The organism is Streptomyces sp. XY431 (genome assembly GCF_001279805.1).
Lineage (GTDB): Bacteria > Actinomycetota > Actinomycetes > Streptomycetales > Streptomycetaceae > Kitasatospora > Kitasatospora purpeofusca.
The window spans coordinates 24,221-44,992 of record NZ_LGDO01000070.1 but is presented as its reverse complement, the minus strand read 5'-3'; the positions used below and the strand labels follow the sequence as shown (position 1 = coordinate 44,992).

At 73.3% G+C, this 20,772-nt stretch carries 17 protein-coding genes; 8 read left to right on the top strand and 9 right to left on the bottom strand.

Features of this window, described 5'->3' with window-relative positions:
• Positions 1 to 104 precede the first annotated feature (104 nt).
• Positions 105 to 1,265 carry an acyltransferase family protein gene (locus tag ADK60_RS10435; protein WP_053645082.1) on the top strand — a complete coding sequence of 387 codons (1,161 nt, stop codon included), beginning with the start codon at positions 105 to 107 and terminating at the stop codon, positions 1,263 to 1,265.
• Here the strand turns inward: ADK60_RS10435 and ADK60_RS10430 are convergent.
• Both ADK60_RS10430 and glnA2 read right to left on the bottom strand, forming a co-directional pair.
• Positions 1,232 to 2,443: a hypothetical protein gene (locus ADK60_RS10430; protein ID WP_053645080.1), complete on the bottom strand. Its 1,212-nt coding sequence runs from the start codon at positions 2,441 to 2,443 to the stop codon at positions 1,232 to 1,234. The two genes, ADK60_RS10435 and ADK60_RS10430, sit on opposite strands and share 34 nt — an antisense overlap.
• 183 nt (positions 2,444 to 2,626) lie before the next feature.
• On the bottom strand, positions 2,627 to 3,988 hold the full coding sequence (glnA2, locus tag ADK60_RS10425; protein ID WP_030391579.1) for a gamma-glutamylpolyamine synthetase GlnA2: 1,362 nt from the start codon (positions 3,986 to 3,988) through the stop codon (positions 2,627 to 2,629).
• A 152-nt stretch (positions 3,989 to 4,140) separates the two neighbouring features.
• Between glnA2 and ADK60_RS10420 the strand changes: the two genes are divergently transcribed.
• The gene (locus ADK60_RS10420; RefSeq protein WP_053645078.1) at positions 4,141 to 5,895 is read left to right on the top strand and encodes an NAD+ synthase; all 1,755 of its coding nucleotides are present in this window, start codon (positions 4,141 to 4,143) and stop codon (positions 5,893 to 5,895) included.
• 55 nt (positions 5,896 to 5,950) lie between these two features.
• On the opposite strand, the gene ADK60_RS10415 is transcribed toward ADK60_RS10420, so the two are convergent.
• The 3 genes from ADK60_RS10415 to ADK60_RS10405 form a co-directional block, all read right to left on the bottom strand.
• On the bottom strand, positions 5,951 to 6,997 hold the full coding sequence (locus tag ADK60_RS10415) for an endonuclease/exonuclease/phosphatase family protein (protein ID WP_053645076.1): 1,047 nt from the start codon (positions 6,995 to 6,997) through the stop codon (positions 5,951 to 5,953).
• A 282-nt stretch (positions 6,998 to 7,279) separates the two neighbouring features.
• Complete coding sequence (locus tag ADK60_RS10410; protein WP_045940435.1) at positions 7,280 to 7,921, bottom strand: TetR/AcrR family transcriptional regulator; 642 nt, start codon at positions 7,919 to 7,921, stop codon at positions 7,280 to 7,282.
• A 125-nt stretch (positions 7,922 to 8,046) separates the two neighbouring features.
• A complete protein-coding gene (locus ADK60_RS10405; RefSeq protein ID WP_053645074.1) occupies positions 8,047 to 9,705 on the bottom strand; it encodes an MFS transporter in 1,659 nt (552 codons plus the stop codon).
• Positions 9,706 to 9,970: 265 nt separating this feature from the next.
• On the opposite strand from ADK60_RS10405, the gene panB reads away from it, so the two are divergent.
• From panB to ADK60_RS10390, 3 genes are all read left to right on the top strand, one after another.
• A complete protein-coding gene (gene panB / locus ADK60_RS10400; protein ID WP_030391584.1) occupies positions 9,971 to 10,840 on the top strand; it encodes a 3-methyl-2-oxobutanoate hydroxymethyltransferase in 870 nt (289 codons plus the stop codon).
• A gap of 149 nt (positions 10,841 to 10,989) precedes the next feature.
• A complete protein-coding gene (locus ADK60_RS10395) occupies positions 10,990 to 12,021 on the top strand; it encodes an ATP-binding cassette domain-containing protein (protein ID WP_053645072.1) in 1,032 nt (343 codons plus the stop codon).
• Complete coding sequence (locus ADK60_RS10390; protein ID WP_053645070.1) at positions 12,018 to 12,830, top strand: ABC transporter permease; 813 nt, start codon at positions 12,018 to 12,020, stop codon at positions 12,828 to 12,830. The genes ADK60_RS10395 and ADK60_RS10390 overlap by 4 nt, the downstream gene beginning before the upstream one ends.
• Before the next feature lie 88 nt (positions 12,831 to 12,918).
• Here the strand turns inward: ADK60_RS10390 and ADK60_RS10385 are convergent, their stop codons facing one another.
• Complete coding sequence (locus tag ADK60_RS10385; RefSeq protein WP_063783110.1) at positions 12,919 to 16,311, bottom strand: ATP-binding protein; 3,393 nt, start codon at positions 16,309 to 16,311, stop codon at positions 12,919 to 12,921.
• A 207-nt stretch (positions 16,312 to 16,518) separates the two neighbouring features.
• On the opposite strand from ADK60_RS10385, the gene ADK60_RS10380 reads away from it, so the two are divergent.
• Complete coding sequence (locus ADK60_RS10380) at positions 16,519 to 17,334, top strand: site-2 protease family protein (protein WP_045940431.1); 816 nt, start codon at positions 16,519 to 16,521, stop codon at positions 17,332 to 17,334.
• Between the two features lie 6 nt (positions 17,335 to 17,340).
• On the opposite strand, the gene ADK60_RS10375 is transcribed toward ADK60_RS10380, so the two are convergent.
• Together ADK60_RS10375 and npdG are read right to left on the bottom strand one after the other, a co-directional pair.
• Complete coding sequence (locus ADK60_RS10375; RefSeq protein WP_030391589.1) at positions 17,341 to 17,526, bottom strand: hypothetical protein; 186 nt, start codon at positions 17,524 to 17,526, stop codon at positions 17,341 to 17,343.
• A 154-nt stretch (positions 17,527 to 17,680) separates the two neighbouring features.
• A complete protein-coding gene (gene npdG, locus ADK60_RS10370) occupies positions 17,681 to 18,373 on the bottom strand; it encodes an NADPH-dependent F420 reductase (protein ID WP_045940430.1) in 693 nt (230 codons plus the stop codon).
• 47 nt (positions 18,374 to 18,420) lie between these two features.
• On the opposite strand from npdG, the gene ADK60_RS10365 reads away from it, so the two are divergent.
• Both ADK60_RS10365 and ADK60_RS10360 read left to right on the top strand, forming a co-directional pair.
• Positions 18,421 to 19,044, top strand: a complete 624-nt coding sequence (locus ADK60_RS10365; RefSeq protein ID WP_053645066.1) for a hypothetical protein — start codon at positions 18,421 to 18,423, stop codon at positions 19,042 to 19,044.
• Between the two features lie 105 nt (positions 19,045 to 19,149).
• Positions 19,150 to 20,514 carry an MFS transporter gene (locus tag ADK60_RS10360; protein WP_053645064.1) on the top strand — a complete coding sequence of 455 codons (1,365 nt, stop codon included), beginning with the start codon at positions 19,150 to 19,152 and terminating at the stop codon, positions 20,512 to 20,514.
• Positions 20,515 to 20,524: 10 nt separating this feature from the next.
• Here ADK60_RS10360 and ADK60_RS10355 read toward each other — a convergent pair whose 3' ends face one another.
• The gene (locus ADK60_RS10355; protein ID WP_030391593.1) at positions 20,525 to 20,758 is read right to left on the bottom strand and encodes a hypothetical protein; all 234 of its coding nucleotides are present in this window, start codon (positions 20,756 to 20,758) and stop codon (positions 20,525 to 20,527) included.
• Between the last annotated feature and the right edge of the window lie 14 nt (positions 20,759 to 20,772).

Genomic DNA, 20,772 nt, shown 5'->3' with positions numbered 1-20,772 from the left:
CCGGGCGGACACCGGTGTCACCCGTCCGTGACCCCGCGCCCGCCGCGCTCGTTCACCGGACGTCCGCTCCCCGCCTCCTCCCCGTCGCCGCCCCGGAGGGTCCGATGCCCGGCCGTCTGCCCTCGCTCACCGGGCTGCGCTTCTGGGCCGCGCTGCTGGTGGTGCTCTACCACCTGGCGCGCAAGCTCGGCGAGCTGCCGCTGCTCGGCCCGCTCTCCTGGTACGGACGTTCGGGGGTCACCTTCTTCTTCGTCCTCTCCGGCTTCGTCCTCGCCTGGACGTACGAGGGCTCGCCGGCCACCGCCCGGTCCTTCGCCCGGCGCCGGTTCGCCCGGATCTGGCCGCTGCACGCGCTGACCACCGCGCTGTCGCTGGGCGCGAACGCCGCCCTGGGGCTGGCCGTCCCGCTGGCGGCCGTGCTCTGGTCGCTGCCGTTGCTGCACGCCTGGGCGCCGGGCACGGTCTTCGGCGGCAATCCGGCCGCCTGGTCGCTGGGCGCCGAGGCCTGGTTCTACCTGCTGTTCCCGGCCCTGCTGCGGCTGCTGGCCCCGCGCCGGCGGAGCTGGCTGCCGCTGGCGGCGGCCTGCGCCGCGCTCGGTCCGGTGCTCTGGGCGGCGGGCGCGCTGCTGCCCGCCGATCCCGCCCTGCGCGGCTGGCTGCTGGACTACCTGCCGCTGACCCGCACCCCGCAGTTCGTGCTCGGGGTGGTCACCGGGCTGGCCGCCCGGCACGGGCTGCTCCCCCGGGTGCGGCTCGGCGCGGCCGCGGCGGCGGTGGCCGGCTGGCACCTCCTGCTGGTGCCCTGGCACGCGGCCGTCCCCGACGCCCTGTGGTGGGGCCCGTACAGCGCCTCGCAGCTGTTCCCGGCCCCGCTGTTCGCGGCGCTGCTGGTGGCCGCCGCCCGGCGGGACACGGCGGGCACGGCGCCCCGGCTGCTCTCCGGGCGGACGGCGGTGCTCCTCGGCGAGTGGTCCTACTCCTGGTACCTGGTGCACGAGATCGGCATCCGCTGCTGGCTGTGGACGGCCGGCCGACCGACCGGGACGCTCGCGCTGCTCGCCGTCGACCTGCTGCTCGCCGCCGGGACGCTGGCCGTGGCGGGCGCCCTGCACCGGTGGGTGGAGCGCCCCTGCGAGCGGCTGCTGCGCGGGGCGCCCCGGAACGCCGGAACGCCGCTGCCGCACCCCCCGGTGCGGGTGGTGCGGCAGCGGCGCCGGTCGGTGCCGGGCGGTCAGCCCTCCAACGAGCCGTCCAGGTTCACGTAGGCGTAGAAGACACCGAGGTCGTAGCCGTCCTTGTCGGTGTCGAACTTGATGGTGATGTCGGTGTCCCCGTTGCGCAGGAACGGCGAGATGTCCCAGCGGTTGGAGTCGTACCCGAAGTTGTTGCGGTTGTACGGGTTGCGGACGAACTGGTCCGCCGGGGACAGCTCCTCGATGGTGGAGTTGAACGCGTCGTTGGAGGCGTGGTTGACGTCCGTGAAGATCGACTCCGGCCCGTTGGTGGACTTCATCGCCAGGGTGTCCCCGGTCCACTTCAGGTCGCCGTCGTAGACGATGAAGCCGAGCTTGCCGGCGACCTGCCCGGTGGCCGGGGTCTGCAGCCCGTCGAGGTTGAACTCGCGGGCCGGGCTGTCCGGCAGCTCCACCTGGAAGCCGTCCCAGATGTGGACGTGGCGCAGCGGCTTGCAGTCGTTCTCGTACGCCACCACGATCGACCAGCCGCCCCAGCTGTGCGGCTTCACCACCGAGTCCATGTTGGCGGCGGTGTAGGTGCCGTTGCCGGCGGCCTTCACCAGGTCGGTGATGTCGGCGGAGGCCTGGTAGCTGCTCTCCTCGGTGGTGGTGATGTAGCCGATGGACGGCTGGTCGTTGGCGATGTTGCGGTACTGGTTCTCGCCCGGCACCTTCAGGTAGATCTCGTCGATCTGGCTCTCCGGCAGGACGGTGTCGCCGATGCCCCGGGTGCCGCCCCAGTACAGCCGGGCGTACTTGACCTTGGAGCCTTCCAGCAGCCCGAGGTCGGCCGAGCTGGCCGAGTAGATCTCGTCACCGAGCGGGCCGACGCTGCCCGGATCGATGTTGATGTACTTCATCTGGTAGTTGTTGTTGATCGGCCGGCTGCCCGCGCCGGTCCGGGCGTCCACGCACGCCGGCTGCGCCGGGTCGACCGGCGGCTGGGTCTCGTCGCAGGTCATCAGGGAGTTGCTGATCCGCGTGACGGAGCCGTGGAAGTCGCCCTGGAAGCGCGTCTTGAACGGCAGCGGGTTCGAGACGATGGTGTCGGCACGCTGCTGCGGGCCCTTGGGGCCCGAGCCGCGGGCGTCCGCGATCGGGGCGGAGAGCAGCTGTCCGGCGACGGCGGCGACGGCGACACCGGTGATCCCGATCCGACGGGCGAGGGTACGGACGGCGGCGGCGCGGCTGACGGTGGAGGAGGGCATGAGGTCCTCTCAGGGGGGAGGGGATTGATCACGCTTATCGGATCACAACGCAACGTCACAATCTCCTCACGTACCGCCATCAGAGGACGCGCCAACCCAAACGGCGGGCCCGCCGTCATCCATTGGAACGACGGCGGGCCCGGTGGTGCTTGACGCGGTGTCAGTCTTCTGCGGCGGGATCCCCTACAGCACCTGGAGGTTCTTGCGCAGCTCGAAGGGGGTGACCTCGGAGCGGTACTCCTCCCACTCCTGCTTCTTGTTGCGCAGGAAGAAGTCGAAGACGTGCTCGCCGAGGGTCTCCGCCACCAGCTCGCTGCGCTGCATCAGGTCGATCGCCTCGCCCAGGTTCTGCGGCATCGGCTGGATGCCGAGGGCGCGGCGCTCGGGGTCGGTGAGGGCCCACACGTCGTCGTCGGCGCCCGGCGGGAGCTCGTAGCCCTCCTCGATGCCCTTGAGGCCGGCCGCCAGGGTGACGGCGTAGGCCAGGTAGGGGTTGCAGCCGGTGTCCAGGGAGCGGACCTCGACCCGGGTGGAGCCCTGCTTGCCCGGCTTGTACATCGGGACCCGGATCAGCGCGGAGCGGTTGTTGTGGCCCCAGCAGATGTACGACGGGGCCTCGCCGCCGGCGCCGGCGGTGCGCTGGGAGCCGCCCCAGATCCGCTTGTAGGAGTTCACCCACTGGTTGGTGACGGCGGCGGTCTCGGCGGCGTGGCGCAGCAGGCCCGCGATGAAGGAGCGGCCGACCTTGGAGAGCTGGTACTCGGCGCCCGACTCGTGGAAGGCGTTGCGGTCGCCCTCGAACAGCGAGAGGTGGGTGTGCATGCCCGAGCCGGGGTGGTCGGAGAACGGCTTGGGCATGAAGCTGGCGTGCACGCCCTGCTCCAGCGCGACCTCCTTCATCACCAGCCGGAAGGTCATGATGTTGTCGGCCGTGGAGAGCGCGTCGGCGTAGCGCAGGTCGATCTCCTGCTGCCCGGGGGCGCCCTCGTGGTGGGAGAACTCCACCGAGATGCCCATCGACTCCAGCATGGTGATCGCCTGGCGGCGGAAGTCGTGGCCCACCCCGCGCGGGGTGTGGTCGAAGTAGCCGGAGTGGTCGGCGGGGATCGGCGCGGTGCCGTCGCCGGGCAGGTTCTTCAGCAGGAAGAACTCGATCTCGGGGTGGGTGTAGAAGGTGAAGCCCTGGGCGGAGGCCTTCTCCAGGGTGCGCTTCAGCACGAACCTCGGGTCGGCGTAGGAGGGCGAGCCGTCCGGCATCAGGATGTCGCAGAACATCCGGGCGGTGCCCGGGGTCTCCGAGCGCCACGGCAGGATCTGGAAGGTGGTCGGGTCCGGCTTCGCGATCATGTCGGACTCGTACACCCGGGCGAATCCCTCGATCGCCGAGCCGTCGAAGCCGATGCCCTCCTCGAACGCCTGCTCCAGCTCGGCCGGCGCCACGGCGACCGACTTGAGGAACCCCAGGACATCGGTGAACCACAGCCGGACGAACCGGATGTCACGCTCTTCGAGCGTCCGAAGCACGAACTCCTGCTGCTTGCCCATGGGGACAGTCTCACCTCTGCTCTTTACGTTCGTGTTACGCCCGGAAACCACCCCGGCAGCGACTGCTCCCCATCATGGCGGATCACGGCCGCCGGAGGCAGTGGCGACCCCGGCCGAGACATTTCGTCAGATCGACGATTAGACTCGGTGGCATGCCCAATCTCCGTCTCGCCCTCTGCCAGACCGACCCGTGGGTCGGTGACATCGCGCGCAACAGCGATGGGGTGGTGCACTGGACCAGGCAGGCCGTCGAGGCCGGTGCGCAGCTGGTCGCGTTCCCCGAGATGGCCCTGACCGGCTACCCGGTCGAGGACCTCGCGCTGCGCCGCTCCTTCGTCGAGGCGTCGCGGTCCGGGCTGACCGAGCTGGCCGGGCGGCTCGCCGCGGAGGGGCTCGGCGAGGTGCCCGTGGTGGTGGGCTACCTGGGCCGCTCGGAGCAGGCCTCGCCGCGCTTCGGCCGGCCGGCCGGCTCCCCGCAGAACTGCGCCGCGGTGCTGTTCCGCGGCGAGGTCGCGACCCGGTTCGCCAAGCACCACCTGCCGAACTACGGCGTGTTCGACGAGTACCGCTGGTTCGTCCCCGGCGACCAGCTGCCGGTGGTCCGGGTGCACGGGGTGGACGTCGCGCTGGCGATCTGCGAGGACATCTGGCAGGACGGCGGCCGGGTGACCGCCGCCCGCGAGGCCGGGGCCGGCCTGCTGCTGGTGGTCAACGGCTCGCCGTACGAGCGGAACAAGGACGACGCCCGGCTGGAGCTGGTGCGGCGCCGGGCCGCCGAGGCCGGCTGCGCGCTCGCCTACGTGAACATGGTCGGCGGCCAGGACGAGCTGGTCTTCGACGGCGACTCGATCGTGGTCGCCCCGGACGGCGAGGTGCTGGCCCGCTCGCCGCAGTTCGAGGAGCACCTGCTGGTGCTGGACCTCGACCTGCCGGCCGCCGGCAGCGACCACACCGACGGGCTGCTGCTCGCCGACGGACTGCACCTGGTCCGCACCGAGCTGGGCGGCGAGCCCGCCGACCCGCCCGCCGAGCCCAGGCGGGCCGAGGTGGCGCCGCGGATCGCCGACGAGGCCGAGATCTGGTCCGCGCTGGTCTCCGGCACCCGGGCGTACGTGCGCAAGAACGGCTTCCGCTCGGTGCTGATCGGCCTGTCCGGCGGCATCGACTCGGCCGTGGTGGCCGCCCTCGCGGTGGACGCGATCGGCGCCGAGAACGTGTACTGCGTCTCGATGCCGAGCCGCTACTCCTCGCAGCACTCCCGGGACGACGCGGCCGAGCTGGCCCACCGCACCGGGCTGAACTTCCGCACGGTGTCGATCGCCCCGATGTTCGACGCCTACGTGGCCGCCACCGAACTGACCGGACTGGCGGAGGAGAACCTCCAGTCCCGGCTGCGCGGCACCCTGCTGATGGCGATCTCCAACCAGGAGGGGCACATCGTGCTCGCGCCCGGCAACAAGAGCGAGCTGGCGGTCGGCTACTCGACCCTGTACGGCGACTCGGTCGGCGCCTACGGCCCGATCAAGGACGTCTACAAGTCGCTGGTCTTCCGGCTCGCCCGCTGGCGCAACGAGGAGGCCGAACGGCTCGGCGCGGTGCCGCCGATCCCGGAGAACACCATCGTCAAGCCGCCGTCCGCCGAGCTGCGGCCGGACCAGAAGGACACCGACTCGCTGCCGGACTACGACCTGCTGGACACCGTCCTCGACCTCTACGTCGAGGGCGACCAGGGCCGGGACGCGATCGTGGCGGCCGGCTTCGACCCGGCCGTGGTGGACCGGGTGGTGCGGCTGGTCGACACCGCCGAGTACAAGCGGCGGCAGTACCCGCCGGGCCCGAAGATCTCGGCCAAGGGCTTCGGCCGGGACCGCCGGCTGCCGATCACCAACCGCTGGCGCCAGGGCTGAAGCTTGTTCCGGAAGGTCCGGGACAAGCTTCAGGCTGCCGGAACAACCCGGCCGCTCACCGGTACCGGTAGGTGGCGGCCACCGCGAGGTGGTCGCTGCCGTCCCGCTCCAGGGTCCGCGAGTCGGTGGGCTCCAGTCCGCCCTTGCTCATGATCTGGTCGATCCTGGCCATCGGGAAGGACGCCGGCCAGCTGAAGCCGAAGCCGTCCCCGGCCGCGCCCTGGGCCGAGCGCATCTGCGAGGTGATCGGCGCCAGGCTGCGGTCGTTCATGGTGCCGTTGAGGTCGCCGAGCAGCAGCACCTTCTTCAGCGGCTCGGCCTCGACGGCGTCGCCGAGCGCCTGGGCGCTGACGTCCCGCTGGTTGACGGTGAAGCCGCCCTCGGCCTTGAGCCGGACCGACGGCAGATGGGCGACGTACACCGCGAGCGGGCCCTTCGGGGTGGTCACCTCGGCCCGGAACGCCCTGGTCCAGCCCATCTTGATGTCCACCACCGAGGCGTCGCCGATCGGGTACTTGGACCAGAGCCCGACCGTGCCCTCCACCACGTGGTACGGGTAGCTCGCGGCCAGCCCGGACTCCAGGGCACGCAGCGGCCGGCCGGCCAGCTCCTGGAGCGCGACGATCTGCGCCCCGGACTTCTCCAGCATCCGGACGGTGCTCCGGGGGTCGGTGTTGGCGGCGGCCACGTTGTGGCTGACCACGGTGAAGTCGCCGGTGCCGCCGCTCTTGTCGGTGAGCAGGCCGCCGAACATGTTGGCCCAGATCGCCACCGGCACCAGCAGCGCGAGCAGCGCGGTGGCGGAGCGGCGCAGCAGGGCGGGGACGAGCAGGACCGGCACCGCCAGCCCCACCCAGGGCAGGAAGGTCTCCAGCAGGCTGCCGAGGTTGCCGACGCTGTTCGGCACCTCGGCGTGGAAGGCCAGCAGGGCACCGAGGAGCAGGGCCAGGACGGCGAGCACGAGGCCGCGCCACCAGGTGGTGCTGCCCCGGGCGTCCCGGCCCCAGTCGCGCACGCCGAGGAACCCGGCCGGGCGTCGGCCGGATCCCGGGTCGCCGGCCTCTGCCGGGGACACCCGGTCCGCCCTGTCCGCCTGCGCCATCCGTGACTCCCGTCGTTCGCGCCGTCTGTCCGTCCGCGTGCGCCGCCGCCTGCTGGCGGAGGGCGTGCCGGACCTGTGCCGGTTCGGTCGGATTCCGGCCCAGCCTATGTCGGGACAGACGCCCGGCCGGGCGACCGGGGTTCCGGCGTGGCCCGGTTGGTGAGCCAGGCCACTGCGCGGCCGGCCGGGCCACAACCGCCTCCCGGCCTGCGGCGATGCCGACGGGAGGGCCGACCGGGGGGGCGTGGAACAACTGCGGGGCGCTGCGGGAGTGCCGTCCGGTCAGGCCCGGGCGGGCCGGAGGGCGGGGCCCGCGACGCCGCCGAGGAGGGCGTCGACCATCCGCTCGGCGAGCTGCGGGTCGTCGAGGTCGGAGTCGTCCCAGAGCACGCTGCGGGCGAGGATCGGGCCGATCAGCAGATCGCCGAGCAGTTCCTCGTCGAGGTCGGCGCGCAGCTCGCCGCCGGCGAGGCCGCGCCGGATCACCTGGCGGGCGGCCTCCCGGCGGGGTGCGATCACCCGTTCGCGGTAGGCGGCGTGCAGCTCGGGCCAGCTGTGCATCTGGCCGAGCGCGGCCTTGAGCACCCAGCGGGAGCGCTTGGCCAGGCCGCGCAGCCGCATGTACTCGATCATCGCGACGAGGTCGCCGCGGATCGACCCGGTGGTCTCGGGGAGCGGCTCCTCCAGTCTGCTGACCATGTCGATCAGCAGGGCCTCCTTGTTGGGCCAGCGCCGGTAGATGGTGGCCTTGCCGACGCCGGCGGCGGTGGCGATGCCCTCGATGGTCAGTTCCGCCAGGCTGGTGCCGGCCGCCATCAGTTCCTCGACGCCGGCGAAGATCGCCTGTTCGGCGGCCTCGCTGCGGGGCCTGCCGCGGCGCGGGCCGGTGCAGGGCGGCGGCGCGGCCGTCGGGTCGGTCTTCATCTCGCATCTCCCGGTTGTGGAGCCCCCGCCCGGAGAGTGGGGCGGGGGTCGCACGCGCTCGTGGGCCCTGTCGCCGGCAGTCCTCCCGGCGACAGGGCCCCATTCTCGCTCAGCCCGGCCGCCGGTCAGACGTCCGCGGCCGCCTTACGGAGGGCCGCGCCGGCCCGCTCGCCGTGCTCGGCCGCGTCCGCCGCCGCACCGGGGCCGGCGGGACCGCCGGCGGGGCCGGCGCCCGGACCGCCGGCCGGCACCTTGCCGGGCAGCAGGAACCAGGCCAGCAGGGCGCCGGCCGCGGTGATCCCGGCGGAGAGCCCGGCCACCACGTGCATCGCGTGGATGAAGGAGTCGTTGGCCGGGCCGATCAGTTCCTTGCCCCGCTCGCCGAGTCGCGCGGCGACGGCCATGGTGGCCTCCAGCGACTCGCCCGCCTTCTCCCGCAGCTCCGGGGTGGGCAGCTGGGCGAGCTTGTCGGAGACCCCGTCGCGGTAGACGGTGGAGAGCACGGCGCCGAGCACCGCGACCCCGAGCGAGCCGCCGACCTGGCGGAAGGTGTTGTTGACGGCCGAGCCGGCGCCGGCCTTCTCGCGCGGCAGCGAGCCCATGATCGCGACCGTGATCGGCGGCATGACGTGCGCCATGCCGGTGCCCATCAGCAGGCCGAGCACGACCAGCACCCAGATCGGGGTGGTGGCGCTCAGCAGCAGGTAGCCGAGGAAGCCGACCGCGATGAACACCATGCCGGCGGCGCAGGTGGCGCGGACGCCGAAGCGGTCGACCACCAGCCGGGCGCGTGGGGCGAAGACCAGCTGGGCGGCGGCCAGCGGCAGCATCAGCACACCGGCCTCCAGGGCGCTGTAGCCGCGCACGCTCTGGGTGTAGAAGACGCCGAAGAACGAGACGCCCATCAGCGCGAAGAACACCACGCCGATCACCACCACCGAGGCGCTGAACACCTTGTCGCGGAACCAGTCGACGTCCAGCGCGGGGTGCGCGGTGCGGCGCTCGAAGACCACGAAGGCGGTCAGCGCCACCAGGCCGAGCAGCACCGGACCCCAGGCCGCGACGGCGGTGAAGTCCGCCAGCTCGCCGCCCTTGATGATGCCGTAGATCAGCGCCACCAGGCCGATGATGGAGAGCAGCACGCCGACCGGGTCCATCCGGCCCGGCTTGGGGTCCTTGGACTCCGGGACGAGCAGGGCCATCGCGATCACCGCGACGATCACGATCGGCACGTTGACCAGGAAGACCGAGCCCCACCAGAAGTGCTCGATCAGCAGGCCGCCGGTGATCGGGCCGATCGCGATCGCGAGCCCGACCGCGCCGGCCCAGATGCCGATCGCCTTGGGCTGCTCGGCGCGCTCGAAGACGTTCATGATGATGGCGAGCGTGGCCGGCATGGCCAGCGCCCCGCCGACGCCCATCAGGGCGCGGTAGCCGATCAGTTCGCCCGGTGTGGAGGCGAGCGCGGAGAGCAGCGAGGCGAGGCCGAAGACGACCATGCCGGCCAGCAGGGCCCGCTTGCGGCCGAACCGGTCGCCCAGCAGTCCGGAGGTGAACAGCAGTCCGGCGAAGACCAGGGTGTACGAGTTGATCGACCATTCCAGGTCGCTCTGGCTGGCGCCGATGCCGGTGGGCGCCGGGGAGGCGATGGTCTTCATCGCGACGTTGAGGATCGAGTTGTCGAGGACGACGACGAGCAGGGCGAGCACCAGGGTGCCCAGGATCGCCCAGCGGCGGCGGTGGATGGCTTCCGGCACCCGGGGTGGCGCGGCGGCGGTGGTCATGGCTTCTTCCCGTCCGTGGTACGGCGTGGCACTGGCGGGTAAATTCGAGCCGCGGTCGTCTCGTAAACCCCCCGCAGCGAGCGTAGCGCCCATTTCGATACGAGACGGCTCCGTTTCGTAAAACCCTGGCAAAGATCCGCGCGGCCGCTCCCGCACACAGCGCGGCCCCGCCCCTTTTGCACCCGCGCCGGGCCGTGCAAGCATGGAGGTGATCCGGGGACGCCGCACGGCGCCACGAGACGACAACCCTTCAGGAGCCTGTTCGATGAACGCTTCTTCGCCTTCGCCTGCCCAGAACCAGGCGTCGACCACCACCCTCTACGGTGGGGTCACCACCCGCCGCGTCACCGTCCGCGACCTCGCCGCAGCCAAGCAGCGCGGCGAGAAGTGGTCGATGCTGACCGCCTACGACGCCCTCACCGCCGGCGTCTTCGACGAGGCCGGCACGCCCGTCCTGCTGGTCGGCGACTCCGCCGGCAACTGCCACCTCGGCTACGAGACCACCGTGCCGGTGACCATGGACCAGATGGTCATGCTGGCCGGCGCCGTCGTCCGGGGCACCAAGCGGGCCATGATCGTCGCCGACCTGCCGTTCGGCTCCTACCAGGAGTCCCCGGCCCAGGCGATGCACAACGCGGTCCGGCTGATGAAGGACGCCGGGGTCGGCGCGGTCAAGCTGGAGGGCGGCGAGCGCAGCGCCCGCTCGATCGAGCTGCTGGTCGAGGCCGGCATCCCGGTGATGGCGCACATCGGCCTCACCCCGCAGTCCGTGCACGCGCTGGGCGGCTACCCCGTCCAGGGCCGCGGCGACGAGGCCGCGCACCAGCTGCTGCGCGACGCCAAGGCGGTGCAGCAGGCCGGCGCCTTCGCGGTCGTCCTGGAGGCGGTGCCCGCCGAGCTGGCCAAGCAGGTCACCGAGCAGCTCACCGTCCCGACCGTCGGCATCGGCGCCGGGGTGGACTGCGACGCCCAGGTGCTGGTCTGGACCGACTTCGCCGGCATGACGGCGGGCCGGGTGCCCAAGTTCGTCAAGCAGTACGCCAACCTGCGGGCCGTCCTCGGCGACGCCGCCCGCGCGTTCGCCGAGGACGTCCGCGGCGACGCCTTCCCCGCCCCGGAGCACACCTTCCACTGACGCGCTCCCCGTCACCGGGACCCGGCCACGGCCGGGCCGGGCCCCGGTGACAGCCGCCTGACAGCGCGCCGACAGCGGCTCGCCGGCGGGCCGCCCGCCCGACACCCGGCTGACAGCGGGCTGACAGCCGGGGCGGACAGTCTTCTCGCATGACACGAATCTCCACCGCCCCGAACGACCGGGGGCCCGCTGCGGGGAATGCCGTCGAGGTCCGCGGCATCGTCAAGCACTTCGGCAGCACCAAGGCGCTCGACGGCGTCGACCTCACCGTGCGCGAGGGCACCGTCCTCGGCGTGCTCGGCCCCAACGGGGCCGGCAAGACCACCCTGGTCCGCGTCCTCTCCACCCTCATCAAGCCCGACGCCGGCACCGCCTTCGTCGGCGGCTACGACGTGCTGCGCCAGCCCAAGCAGCTGCGCCGCACCATCGGCCTCACCGGCCAGTACGCCTCGGTCGACGAGCTGCTCTCCGGCTACGAGAACCTCTACCTGATCGGCCGGCTGCTCGACCTCTCCAGCAAGGAGGCCAAGGCGCGCGCCACCGAGCTGCTGGAGCGGTTCTCGCTCACCGAGGCCGCCAAGCGCGTCGCCAAGACCTACTCCGGCGGCATGCGCCGCCGCCTCGACCTGGCCGCCTCCATGATCGGCCGCCCCCGGGTCCTCTACTTGGACGAGCCCACCACCGGCCTGGACCCGCGCACCCGCAACGAGGTCTGGGACGAGGTGCAGCGGATGGTCGCCGACGGCGCCACCGTGCTGCTCACCACCCAGTACATGGAGGAGGCCGAGCAGCTCGCCAACGAGCTGACCGTCATCGACCGCGGCCGGGTGATCGCGGCCGGCGGCATCGCCGACCTCAAGGCCCAGGTCGGCGGCCGCACCCTCCAGGTCCGGCCCAGCCACCCGGCCGAGCTGCCGGAGATGGCCCGCTGCCTGCACGACACCGGCCTCGCCAACGCCACCTTCTCCGCCGACACCGGCCTGCTGTCGGTGCCGCTCACCTCCGAGGACCAGCTGACCGCCGTGATCGGGGTCCTCGGCACCCGGGGCTTCGGCATCGCCGACATCGACACCCAGCTGCCCAGCCTGGACGAGGTCTTCCTCGCCATCACCGGCAAGCCCTCGGACCGCCCGGCGGCCGAGGACGCCGCCCCCAGCCTCGCCAAGGAGCCCGTCGCATGACCACCGCCACGCTCGCCCCCGCCCGGGCCGAGGAGGGCCGGATCGGCCTGCCCGGCCATCTGCGGCACGTCGGTGCGCTGACCCGCCGCAACCTGATGCGGATCAAGGCCGACCCGGAGTCGATGTTCGACGCCGTCCTGATGCCGGTCATCTTCACCGTGCTCTTCGTCTACGTCTTCGGCGGCGCCATCTCCGGCGGCCAGGACGCCTACAAGCAGTACATGATCCCCGGCCTGCTCGGGCAGACCGGCATCACCCTGGCGATGGCCGTCGGCACCGGCCTCAACAGTGACTTCCAGACCGGGGTGATGGACCGGTTCCGGACCCTGCCGATCGGCCGGTCCTCGGTCCTGCTCTCCAAGATCGCCGCCGAGACCTGCCGCGCCCTGCTCTCCTTCACCATCCTGATCGTCTTCGCGCTGATCCTCGGCTTCGAACTGAAGGGCGGCTTCCTGGAGCTGCTGGCCGCGGTCGGGCTCTCGCTGATCTTCGGCATGTCCATCGTGTGGATCTCGATGCTGCTGGGCATGGCGCTGCGCAGCGCCCAGGCCGTTCAGGGAGTCGCCATGCTGGTCCTGATGCCGATGCAGTTCGGCAGCTCGATCTTCGCCCCGACCGACACCATGCCGGGCTGGCTCCAGGCCTTCACCAAGGTCAACCCGCTGTCCGCGCTGGCCGATGCCTGCCGGGCCCTGATGAACGGCCAGGGCGCCGTGGCGCACCCGGTGCTGATCGTGCTGGCCTGGTCGGTCGGCATCACCGCGGTCTTCGCGCCGCTCGCCGTCGCCCGGTTCCGCAAGCGGACCTGAGGCCCGGCCCGACCGGTACGCCGGTCCCGGACGCGCGAGGGGAGCGCCCGGGGCCGGCTCCCGGCTCGGTGCACCAGCGGTTCCCGGCTCAGCGCACCAGCTCGTCCAGCATGGCGTTGGCCTCCGCCACGGACATCGTCCGACCCTCGGCGGCCGCCACCTCGAACTCCGCGTCACCGAGCATCCCGCGCAGGGCGTCCTCGGTCCGCTCGCGCTCGACCCGGTCGAGGTAGCCGCCCTTCGGCCCGTTCATCCCGGCGTGCGCGCCGAACAGCACCGCGGCCAGCCGGGCCTGCGCCAGGTCTCCGTCCCGCCGGGCGAACGCCTCCAGCAGCCCGATCACCGGCGGCAGCATCATCACCGACATCTGGTCCACGAAACCGCTCGCCGCGGCCGGCACCGAGCGCATCAGCTGCCGGCCCTCGCCGACCAGCTCCCGCCCGAGGTCGGGATCGCCGGCCCGGGCGATGATCCAGCCCCGGGTGACCGTCAGCATCCCGCCCACCACGTCCGGGGCGAACGCGCCGATCCGCGTCCACCGGAGCACGTCCAGCTCGGCCAGGGCCCGCTCGAAGTCCCCGCGCTGCGCGTTGATGCCGCAGAGCATCAGGTGACCGAACAGCAGCGCGCCGTTGGTCGCCTGGTTGTCCCCCGGCTCGATCCCGTCCAGCGCCGCCCGGATCTGCCGCTCCCCCGCCGCGAGGTCGCTGTCCAGCATCGCCGACCCCAGGTGCACCTGGAGCATCGGCACCTCCTGCGGCGCGCCCAGCTCCTCGGCCAGCTCGATCGCCCGGCGGTACGCCTCGGCCGCATCGGCCGAACGGCCCTGGTTGGCCAGCGACTCGCCGCGCGCGGACAGCGCCTGGGACATCCCCCAGCGGTCGCCGGCCCGGCGGTACAGCTCCAGCGACTCCTCGCCGTCCAGGGTGCTCTGCTCGGCCCCGCCCGGCCAGTCGTTCATCATCTTGGCCCGGATCTGCAGGATGAACGCCAGGTCGCTCGCGTTGCCGTGCTCCCGGCAGCCCGCCACCGCGTCGTCCAGCAGGTCCCGCATGGCGTCCAGCTGGCCGATCAGGAAGGCACCGAAGACCCGCATCAGCCCGGGGAAGCGGTAGGACTGCGGCAGGTCGCTGCTGTAGGCCTCGGTGACCTTGCGGGCGGTGGCGACCGCCTCCGGGTCGCCCAGGACGTCGAGATTGCCCTCGAAGATGCTGATCAGCCGGTAGATGACGATCGCCCGGCGGGCCTCCCCGAGCACCTCCGGCGGCATCGGTACCGGGTACTCCAGCACGTGCCGGTCCAGCGGCACCGGACGGGCCGCGGCGTCGAACGGGTCGGGGCCGATCGACAGCACCGCGTCGTACCAGCGCCGGGCCTCCTGGCTGTAGCCGCGCAGCGACCAGTACCAGCTCATGCCCAGCGCCAGGACCACCGCCTCGCCCTCGTCCCGGCGGCAGACGGCGCGGCGCAGCGCCGCCCGGATGTTGTCGTGCTCGCGCTCCAGCACCGCCAGCCAGTGCAGCTGCTCGGGCCCGTGGACATGGAGGTCGGCGCTGCGGACCAGCTCGCGGAAGTACTCGACGTGCCGGCCCCCGGTGGCGGCGGTCTCCTCCGCCTCGGCCAGCCGCTCGTCGGTGTACTCGTGGATGGTCTCCAGCATCCGGTAGCGCGGCGGTCCCTCCCCGTCCAGGTCGGCCACCAGCAGGGACTTGTCGACCAGCGAGAGCAGCAGGTCGGCGACCTCCTCGCGGGGCACCTCGGCCTCGTCCGAGCAGACCGACTCGGCCGCCTCCAGGCTCCAGCCGCCCGCGAACACCGCCAGCCGGCGCAGCACCGCGCGCTCCTGCTTGCCGAGCAGGTCCCAGCTCCAGTCGACCACCGCGCGCAGCGTCTGCTGACGCGGCAGCAGGGTCCGGCTGCCCGCGGTGAGCAGTGCGAACCGGCTGTCCAGCCGGTCGGCGATCTGCCGGGCCGTCATCACCCGGAGCCGGGCGGCGGCCAGTTCGATGGCGAGCGGCAGCCCGTCCAGCCGGCGGCAGATCTCGGCGCAGGCCTCCGGATCGCTCTGCGGGTCGAAGCCGGGGCGGGCGGCGGCGGCCCGCTCGGTCAGCAGCCGCAGCGCCACCGGGTCCGGCAGCGGCTCGACCGGCAGGACGGTCTCGCCCGGCACCCCCAGCGGCTCCCGGCTGGTGGCCAGCACGGTCAGCCCCGGGCACTCGGTGAGCAGGGTGTCCGCGAGATCGGCGGCGGACTGGATCAGGTGCTCGCAGTTGTCCAGGACGAGCAGCATCCGGCGGCGCCCGCAGTGCTCGATCAGCCGGCGCACCGGGTCGTCGGTGCGGCCCTCGATCACCTCGGCGACCATGCTGGCGCCGGTGTGCAGGACGGTCGCGCGCAGGCCGAGCGCCGACACCACCGCGCCCGGCACCGCGTCCGGGCGCTCCACCGGGGCGAGCTCGGCCACCCAGACGCCGTCCGGCCAGTGCCCGGCGCCCTGCTCCAGGCGGCCGGCCTCGACCGACAGCCGGGTCTTGCCGGAGCCGCCGGGACCGGTGAGGGTGACCAGCCGGCTGGTGGCCAGGACGGAGCGCAGTGCGGCGAGGTCGTTCTCCCGGCCGACGAAGCTGGTCAGCCGGCCGCGCAGATTGCCGAGCGCGCGGGCGGGCGGCACCGGGGCCGGTGCTGCCGCCGGTGCCGGCGGCACGGGCTCCGCGGTCGGGGCGCCCCCCACGGCCGGGGCGGTCTCCACCGCCGGGGCGACCGGTTCGGACGGGCTCAGCAGCTCGGCGTACAGCGACTGGAGCCGGCGCCCGGGATCGACGCCCAGCTCGTCCGCCAGGGCCCGCCGGGTCTGCTCGTAGTGGCGCAGCGCCTCGGCCGTCCGGCCGGACTCGTGCAGCGCCCGGACCATCAGGTACTGCAGCGGCTCGTCCAACGGCTTGCCCTCGCACAGCTCGGCGAGCTCGGCCACCAGCTCGGCCGCCCGGCCGAGGCCGAGCTCGGCGGTGATCCGGTGCCGGCGGACCTCCTCGCGCTGCGCCTCCAGCCTGGTCGCCGGGCCGCCCCGGTCCGGCAGGTCGGCGAGCGCCGGGCCGCGCCACAGCGAGAGCGCGGCGCGCAGCCGCTCGGCGGCCGACACCTGGTCGCCCTGCTCCAGCGCCCGGCGGCCCTCCCCGGCCAGCCGCTGGAACTCGGCGAGGTCGGTGGCGGGCTCGGTCAGCCAGTACCCGGCCGGGCCGGAGCCGACCCGGTCGCGGCCGATGGTCCGGCGCAGCCGGCCGACCAGGGTCTGGAGCGCGGCCGAGGCGTCCTGCGGTGGCTCGGCGTCCCACACCTCGTCGACCAGCAGGTCGGCCGGCACCGGCCGCCCCTGGCGCAGCGCCAGCGCGGCGAGCAGGGCGCGCAGCCGGGCTCCGCCGAGCGGGACCGGGGTGCCGTCGTCGTGGTGGGCCGTGGTGGTGCCGAGGATGCCGTAGTGCACCGCACCATTCTGGTGGATCAACCCCGTCCCCCACGCACATTTGTCCAGTCCTCGACCCTGACTGCACCCTGACTCCGGGAGACCGCGCCAGGAACCCGGTGCCGGGCTCCGTACGTTCACCCTGGACGGCTTGTCCGGCGCGGGCCCGCCCGGCATGATCGGCCTCTGCCCCGCCCTCACCTCCCCGACCACCGGAGCACCCACACCATGACCTTCGCCGCCACGCAGCGCTCACGCAGCGAGGACCGCCGGATCAGCCCGGTGTTCTGGGCCCTGCTCGCGATCTTCGCCACCTCCGCCGTGGCGGTGTTCCAGGGCTACGGCAACGCCCGGTTCGGGATCTTCCTGTTCGTGGTGGCCGGCTGGATGGTCTCGCTCTGCCTGCACGAGTTCGCGCACGCGCGCACCGCGCTGCACGGCGGCGACATCAGCGTCGGCGCCAAGGGCTACCTGACCCTCAACCCGTTCAAGTACGCCAACGCCCTGCTCAGCTTCGTGCTGCCGATCGTCTTCGTGCTGCTCGGCGGCATCGGCCTGCCCGGCGGCGCGGTCTGGATCGAGCGGCACCGGGTGCAGGGCCGGCTCAAGCACAGCCTGATCTCGGCCGCCGGGCCGCTGGTGAACCTGCTCGCCGCGGTGCTGCTGCTGGTCCCGGTCGGCGCGGGCTGGCTGGACGACCCCGAGGTGCACGCGGTCTGGAACGGCTACGAGCTGAACGTCTCGCCGCTGGCGCTCGCCCTGGGCTTCCTCGGCATGCTCCAGCTGAGCGCGACCCTGCTCAACCTGCTGCCGGTGCCCGGCCTGGACGGCTACGGGATCGTCGAGCCCTGGCTCTCGGCCAAGACCCGGCGGGCGATCGAGCCGTTCGCGCCGTACGGCATGCTGGCCGTCTTCGCGCTGCTCTGGCAGCCGGAGATCAACCACTGGTTCTTCGAGGTCGTGTACGGCGCGATGGACCTGGTGGGCGTCGACCGGGCCTACCCGCAGGTGGGCCACGAGCTGTTCATGTTCTGGAAGGACTGACCGGACTCAGGCCCGCTCGGCCGCCGCGCGGGCCAGCTTCTCCCGGCGCACGTTCATCCAGAGCACATTGCTGGCGATGCCGGCCATCGGCAGCCAGACGAGGCCGAGCCACCAGCCCTGCACCAGCGAGACCACGGCGGCGGCCAGCGCGAGAACGACGACGAGCGAGGCGAGGACGGACGTGCGGGGCATGGTGGGGTACTCCTGCGGCCGGGGGTGAGGTCGGCCCCCATTGTCGCCGACCTCACCCCCGGACCGGGTCCAGGGGTGAGGTCGGCGATCCGGTCCGATCGTCGGACGACCGGACCGTGCGTTCGGCGGGACGTCCGCGGTCGGACGCCGGTGCTCAGACGTCCGTGATCCGCAGGCCCGCGTGCGCCTTGTAGCGGCGGTTGACCGAGATGAGGTTCGCCACCAGCGACTCCACCTGGTGCGCGTTGCGCAGCCGGCCCGCGAAGATGCCCCGCATGCCGGGGATCCGGCCCGCCAGCGCCTGCACGATGTCGGTGGCGGCCCGCTCCTCGCCGAGCACCATCACATCGGTGTCGATCCGCTCGATCGACTCGTCCTGGAGCAGTACCGCCGACAGGTGGTGGAAGGCCGCGGTCACCCGGGAGTCCGGCAGCAGGGCGGCGGCCTGCTGGGCGGCGCTGCCCTCCTCCGGGACGAGCGCGAAGGCGCCCTGCTTGTCGAAGCCCAGCGGGTTGACGCAGTCCACCACGATCTTGCCGGCCAGCTCCTCGCGGAGGGCGGTGAGGGTGGCGGCGTGCCCGTCCCAGGGCACCGCCACGATGACGATGTCGCTCTCACGGGCGGTGGCGGCGTTGTCGGCGCCCCGCACCCCCAGGCCGATCGCGTCCGCCGAGGCCTGCGCGCGGGCCGCGTCGCGCGAGCCGATGATCACCTGCTGGCCGGCCTTGGCCAGCCGCAGGGCCAGCCCCCGCCCCTGGTCTCCGGTGCCGCCGAGGACACCGACCACCAGCTGCGAGACGTCCGGCAGCTCGTGGGCCGGGTTTGTCGCTGAATCGAGGGAAGTCATGGGCCGATCCTGCCAAACGAGCGGCCCGTCGCGACATCCTGTGCGCCATGGACGCGGTGAGAGTTTCGGCACTGAGGGACCGTCTGGCCGGAACCGGTTGGCTGGAAGCCGTCGGCGGCTTCGCCGGGGAGCTGCGGCACGCGGTCACCCGGCGCGGGGCGGGTGAGCTGCTGCTCGTCGGCACCACCGGGTACGAGCCCTGGCACCTGGCCGCCCATCTGGAGGACGAGGCCGCCTGGTCGGACGTCCCCCGGCTGGCGCCCACCCTGCTGCGGCACCGGGTCCCGGCCGCCGCCCCGGCCCATCTGGCGCACGGTCTCGGCCGGCTGACCGGGGCCGGGCGCGGCGCGACCGTCCTGGTGGTGGCCCCGACGGCGGCCGGGGAGCCGCTGCTGGAGCGGGTGCACGACGCCCGGCGGCACGGGGCGACGGTGCTGGCGCTGGAAGGCGCGGCGCCGGACACCCCGGGCGGGTCCGCCGGCCCGGGCGACCTGGCCGGGCTGGCACACGGGCGGCTCGCCGTCGGCACGGCCGAGGACGAGCCCTTCGACCTGGCCCAGCACCTGGTCAGCGCCGCCGCCGGGCAGCCGCCCGGGCCGCGCTCGGCGCTGGGGCGGCTGGCCGCGCTCGCCGAGCGGCTCACCGCGGGGCCGACGATCAGCCGCTGGTGACGGCGGGTAGGGCGGCGGACGGGGGCGGCGGCCGGGGCGGCGGCCGGGGCGGCGGCCGGAAAATCCGTTGCGGCGGGGTCCGGCCCCCGCACAGGATGGTCGCTCGTGAACGAAGCCGCCCCGTCCCCGAGCAGTCGGGCGAAGTCCCTGCTGCGCACGGTCACTCCCGACCTGACCCCCTGGCGCTCCTCCCGGGAGTTCCGCCTGCTGTGGCTCTCCGGCTGTGTCACCGGCTTCGGCAGCTTCCTCACCTACGTCGCCGTGCCGATGCAGATCAAGGAGTTGACGGACTCCTCGGTCGCGGTCGGCCTGGTCGGCGCCTTCGAGCTGGTCCCGCTGATCGTCTTCGGCCTCTGGGGCGGCGCCCTCGCCGACGCGCTGGACCGCCGCCGCCTGGTGCTGTTCGCCGAGGCGGGGCTCGGTCTGCTCAGCATCCTGCTGCTGGTCAACGCGCTGCTGCCGACCCCCGTGCTGTGGCCGATCTACCTGGTGGCCGCGCTGGTCGCCGCCGCCGACGGCCTGCAGCGCCCGGCCCTGGACGCGCTCACCCCGCGGATCGTCCCGCACGACCAGCTGACCGCCGCCTTCGCGCTCAACTCCCTCTACCGCAACGCCGCCTCGGTGGCCGGTCCGACCCTGGCCGGCGTCGTGGTCACCTTCGCCGGGGTGCAGACCGCGTACGCCCTGGACGTGGTCACCTTCGCCGCCTCGCTGCTGCTGCTCTCCCGGATCCGGGCGGTGCCGCCGCCCACCGGCGCCGAGAAGCCCTCGGTGCGGGCGGTGCTCACCGGCGTCCGCTACGCGTGGAGCCGCAAGGACCTGCTCGGCACCTACGCGATCGACCTGTGCGCGATGCTGTTCGCCTTCCCGGTGGCGATCTTCCCGTTCCTGGCCGCCGAGCTGGACGCCGGCTGGGCGCTCGGCCCGATGTACGCCGCCTCGGCGGTCGGCGCCCTGCTGGTTTCGGTGACCGGCGGCTGGACGTCCCGGATCCACCGGCACGGCCGGCTGCTGCTGGTCGCGGCGCTCGGCTGGGGCGTGGCGATCGCCCTGGCCGGCCTGTCCGGCTCGGTCTGGCTGGTGCTGCTCTTCCTGGCGCTGGCCGGCGGCGCCGACCAGATCAGCGGGATCGCCCGCTCCACGCTGTGGAACCAGTCGATCCCGGACGCGCTGCGCGGCCGGATGGCCGGTGTCGAGCTGCTCAGCTACTCGGTCGGGCCGCAGCTCGGCCAGGTCCGGGCGGGCGGCATGGCCGGACTGGTCGGCGTCCGGGCCTCGGTGTGGGTCGGCGGCGTGGCCTGTGTGGTGGGCGTGCTCGCGCTGGCCACCGCGTTGCCCCGGTTGCTGTCCTACGACGACCGCACCGATCCGCACGCGGCCGCCGTCCGCGCCGAGCACGAGCGCGCGGCGGCGGAACGGGCGGCGGGGCTCTCCTCGGCCGAGGAGAGCCCCGCCGCCGCCGCCGGCTAGCCGGCCGGGGCTACTCCCCCGCGCCGTCCTGCGGCCGGTCGTTCCACTGGGGGTCGTTCTTCCACTCGCGGTTGCGCAGCTCCGCGGTCTCCAGCGCGTGCGCCGCCTCCTGCTGGGTGGCGTACGGGCCCAGGCGGTCCTTGGCCGGGCACTCCGGCCCCTCCTCGACCTTGCCGTGCTTGATGCAGTAGAACCATTCGCCGGGCCGGCCGGTCGGCTTGTTCCGGCGGAATCCCAGAGCCATGGTGGTCACCTCCG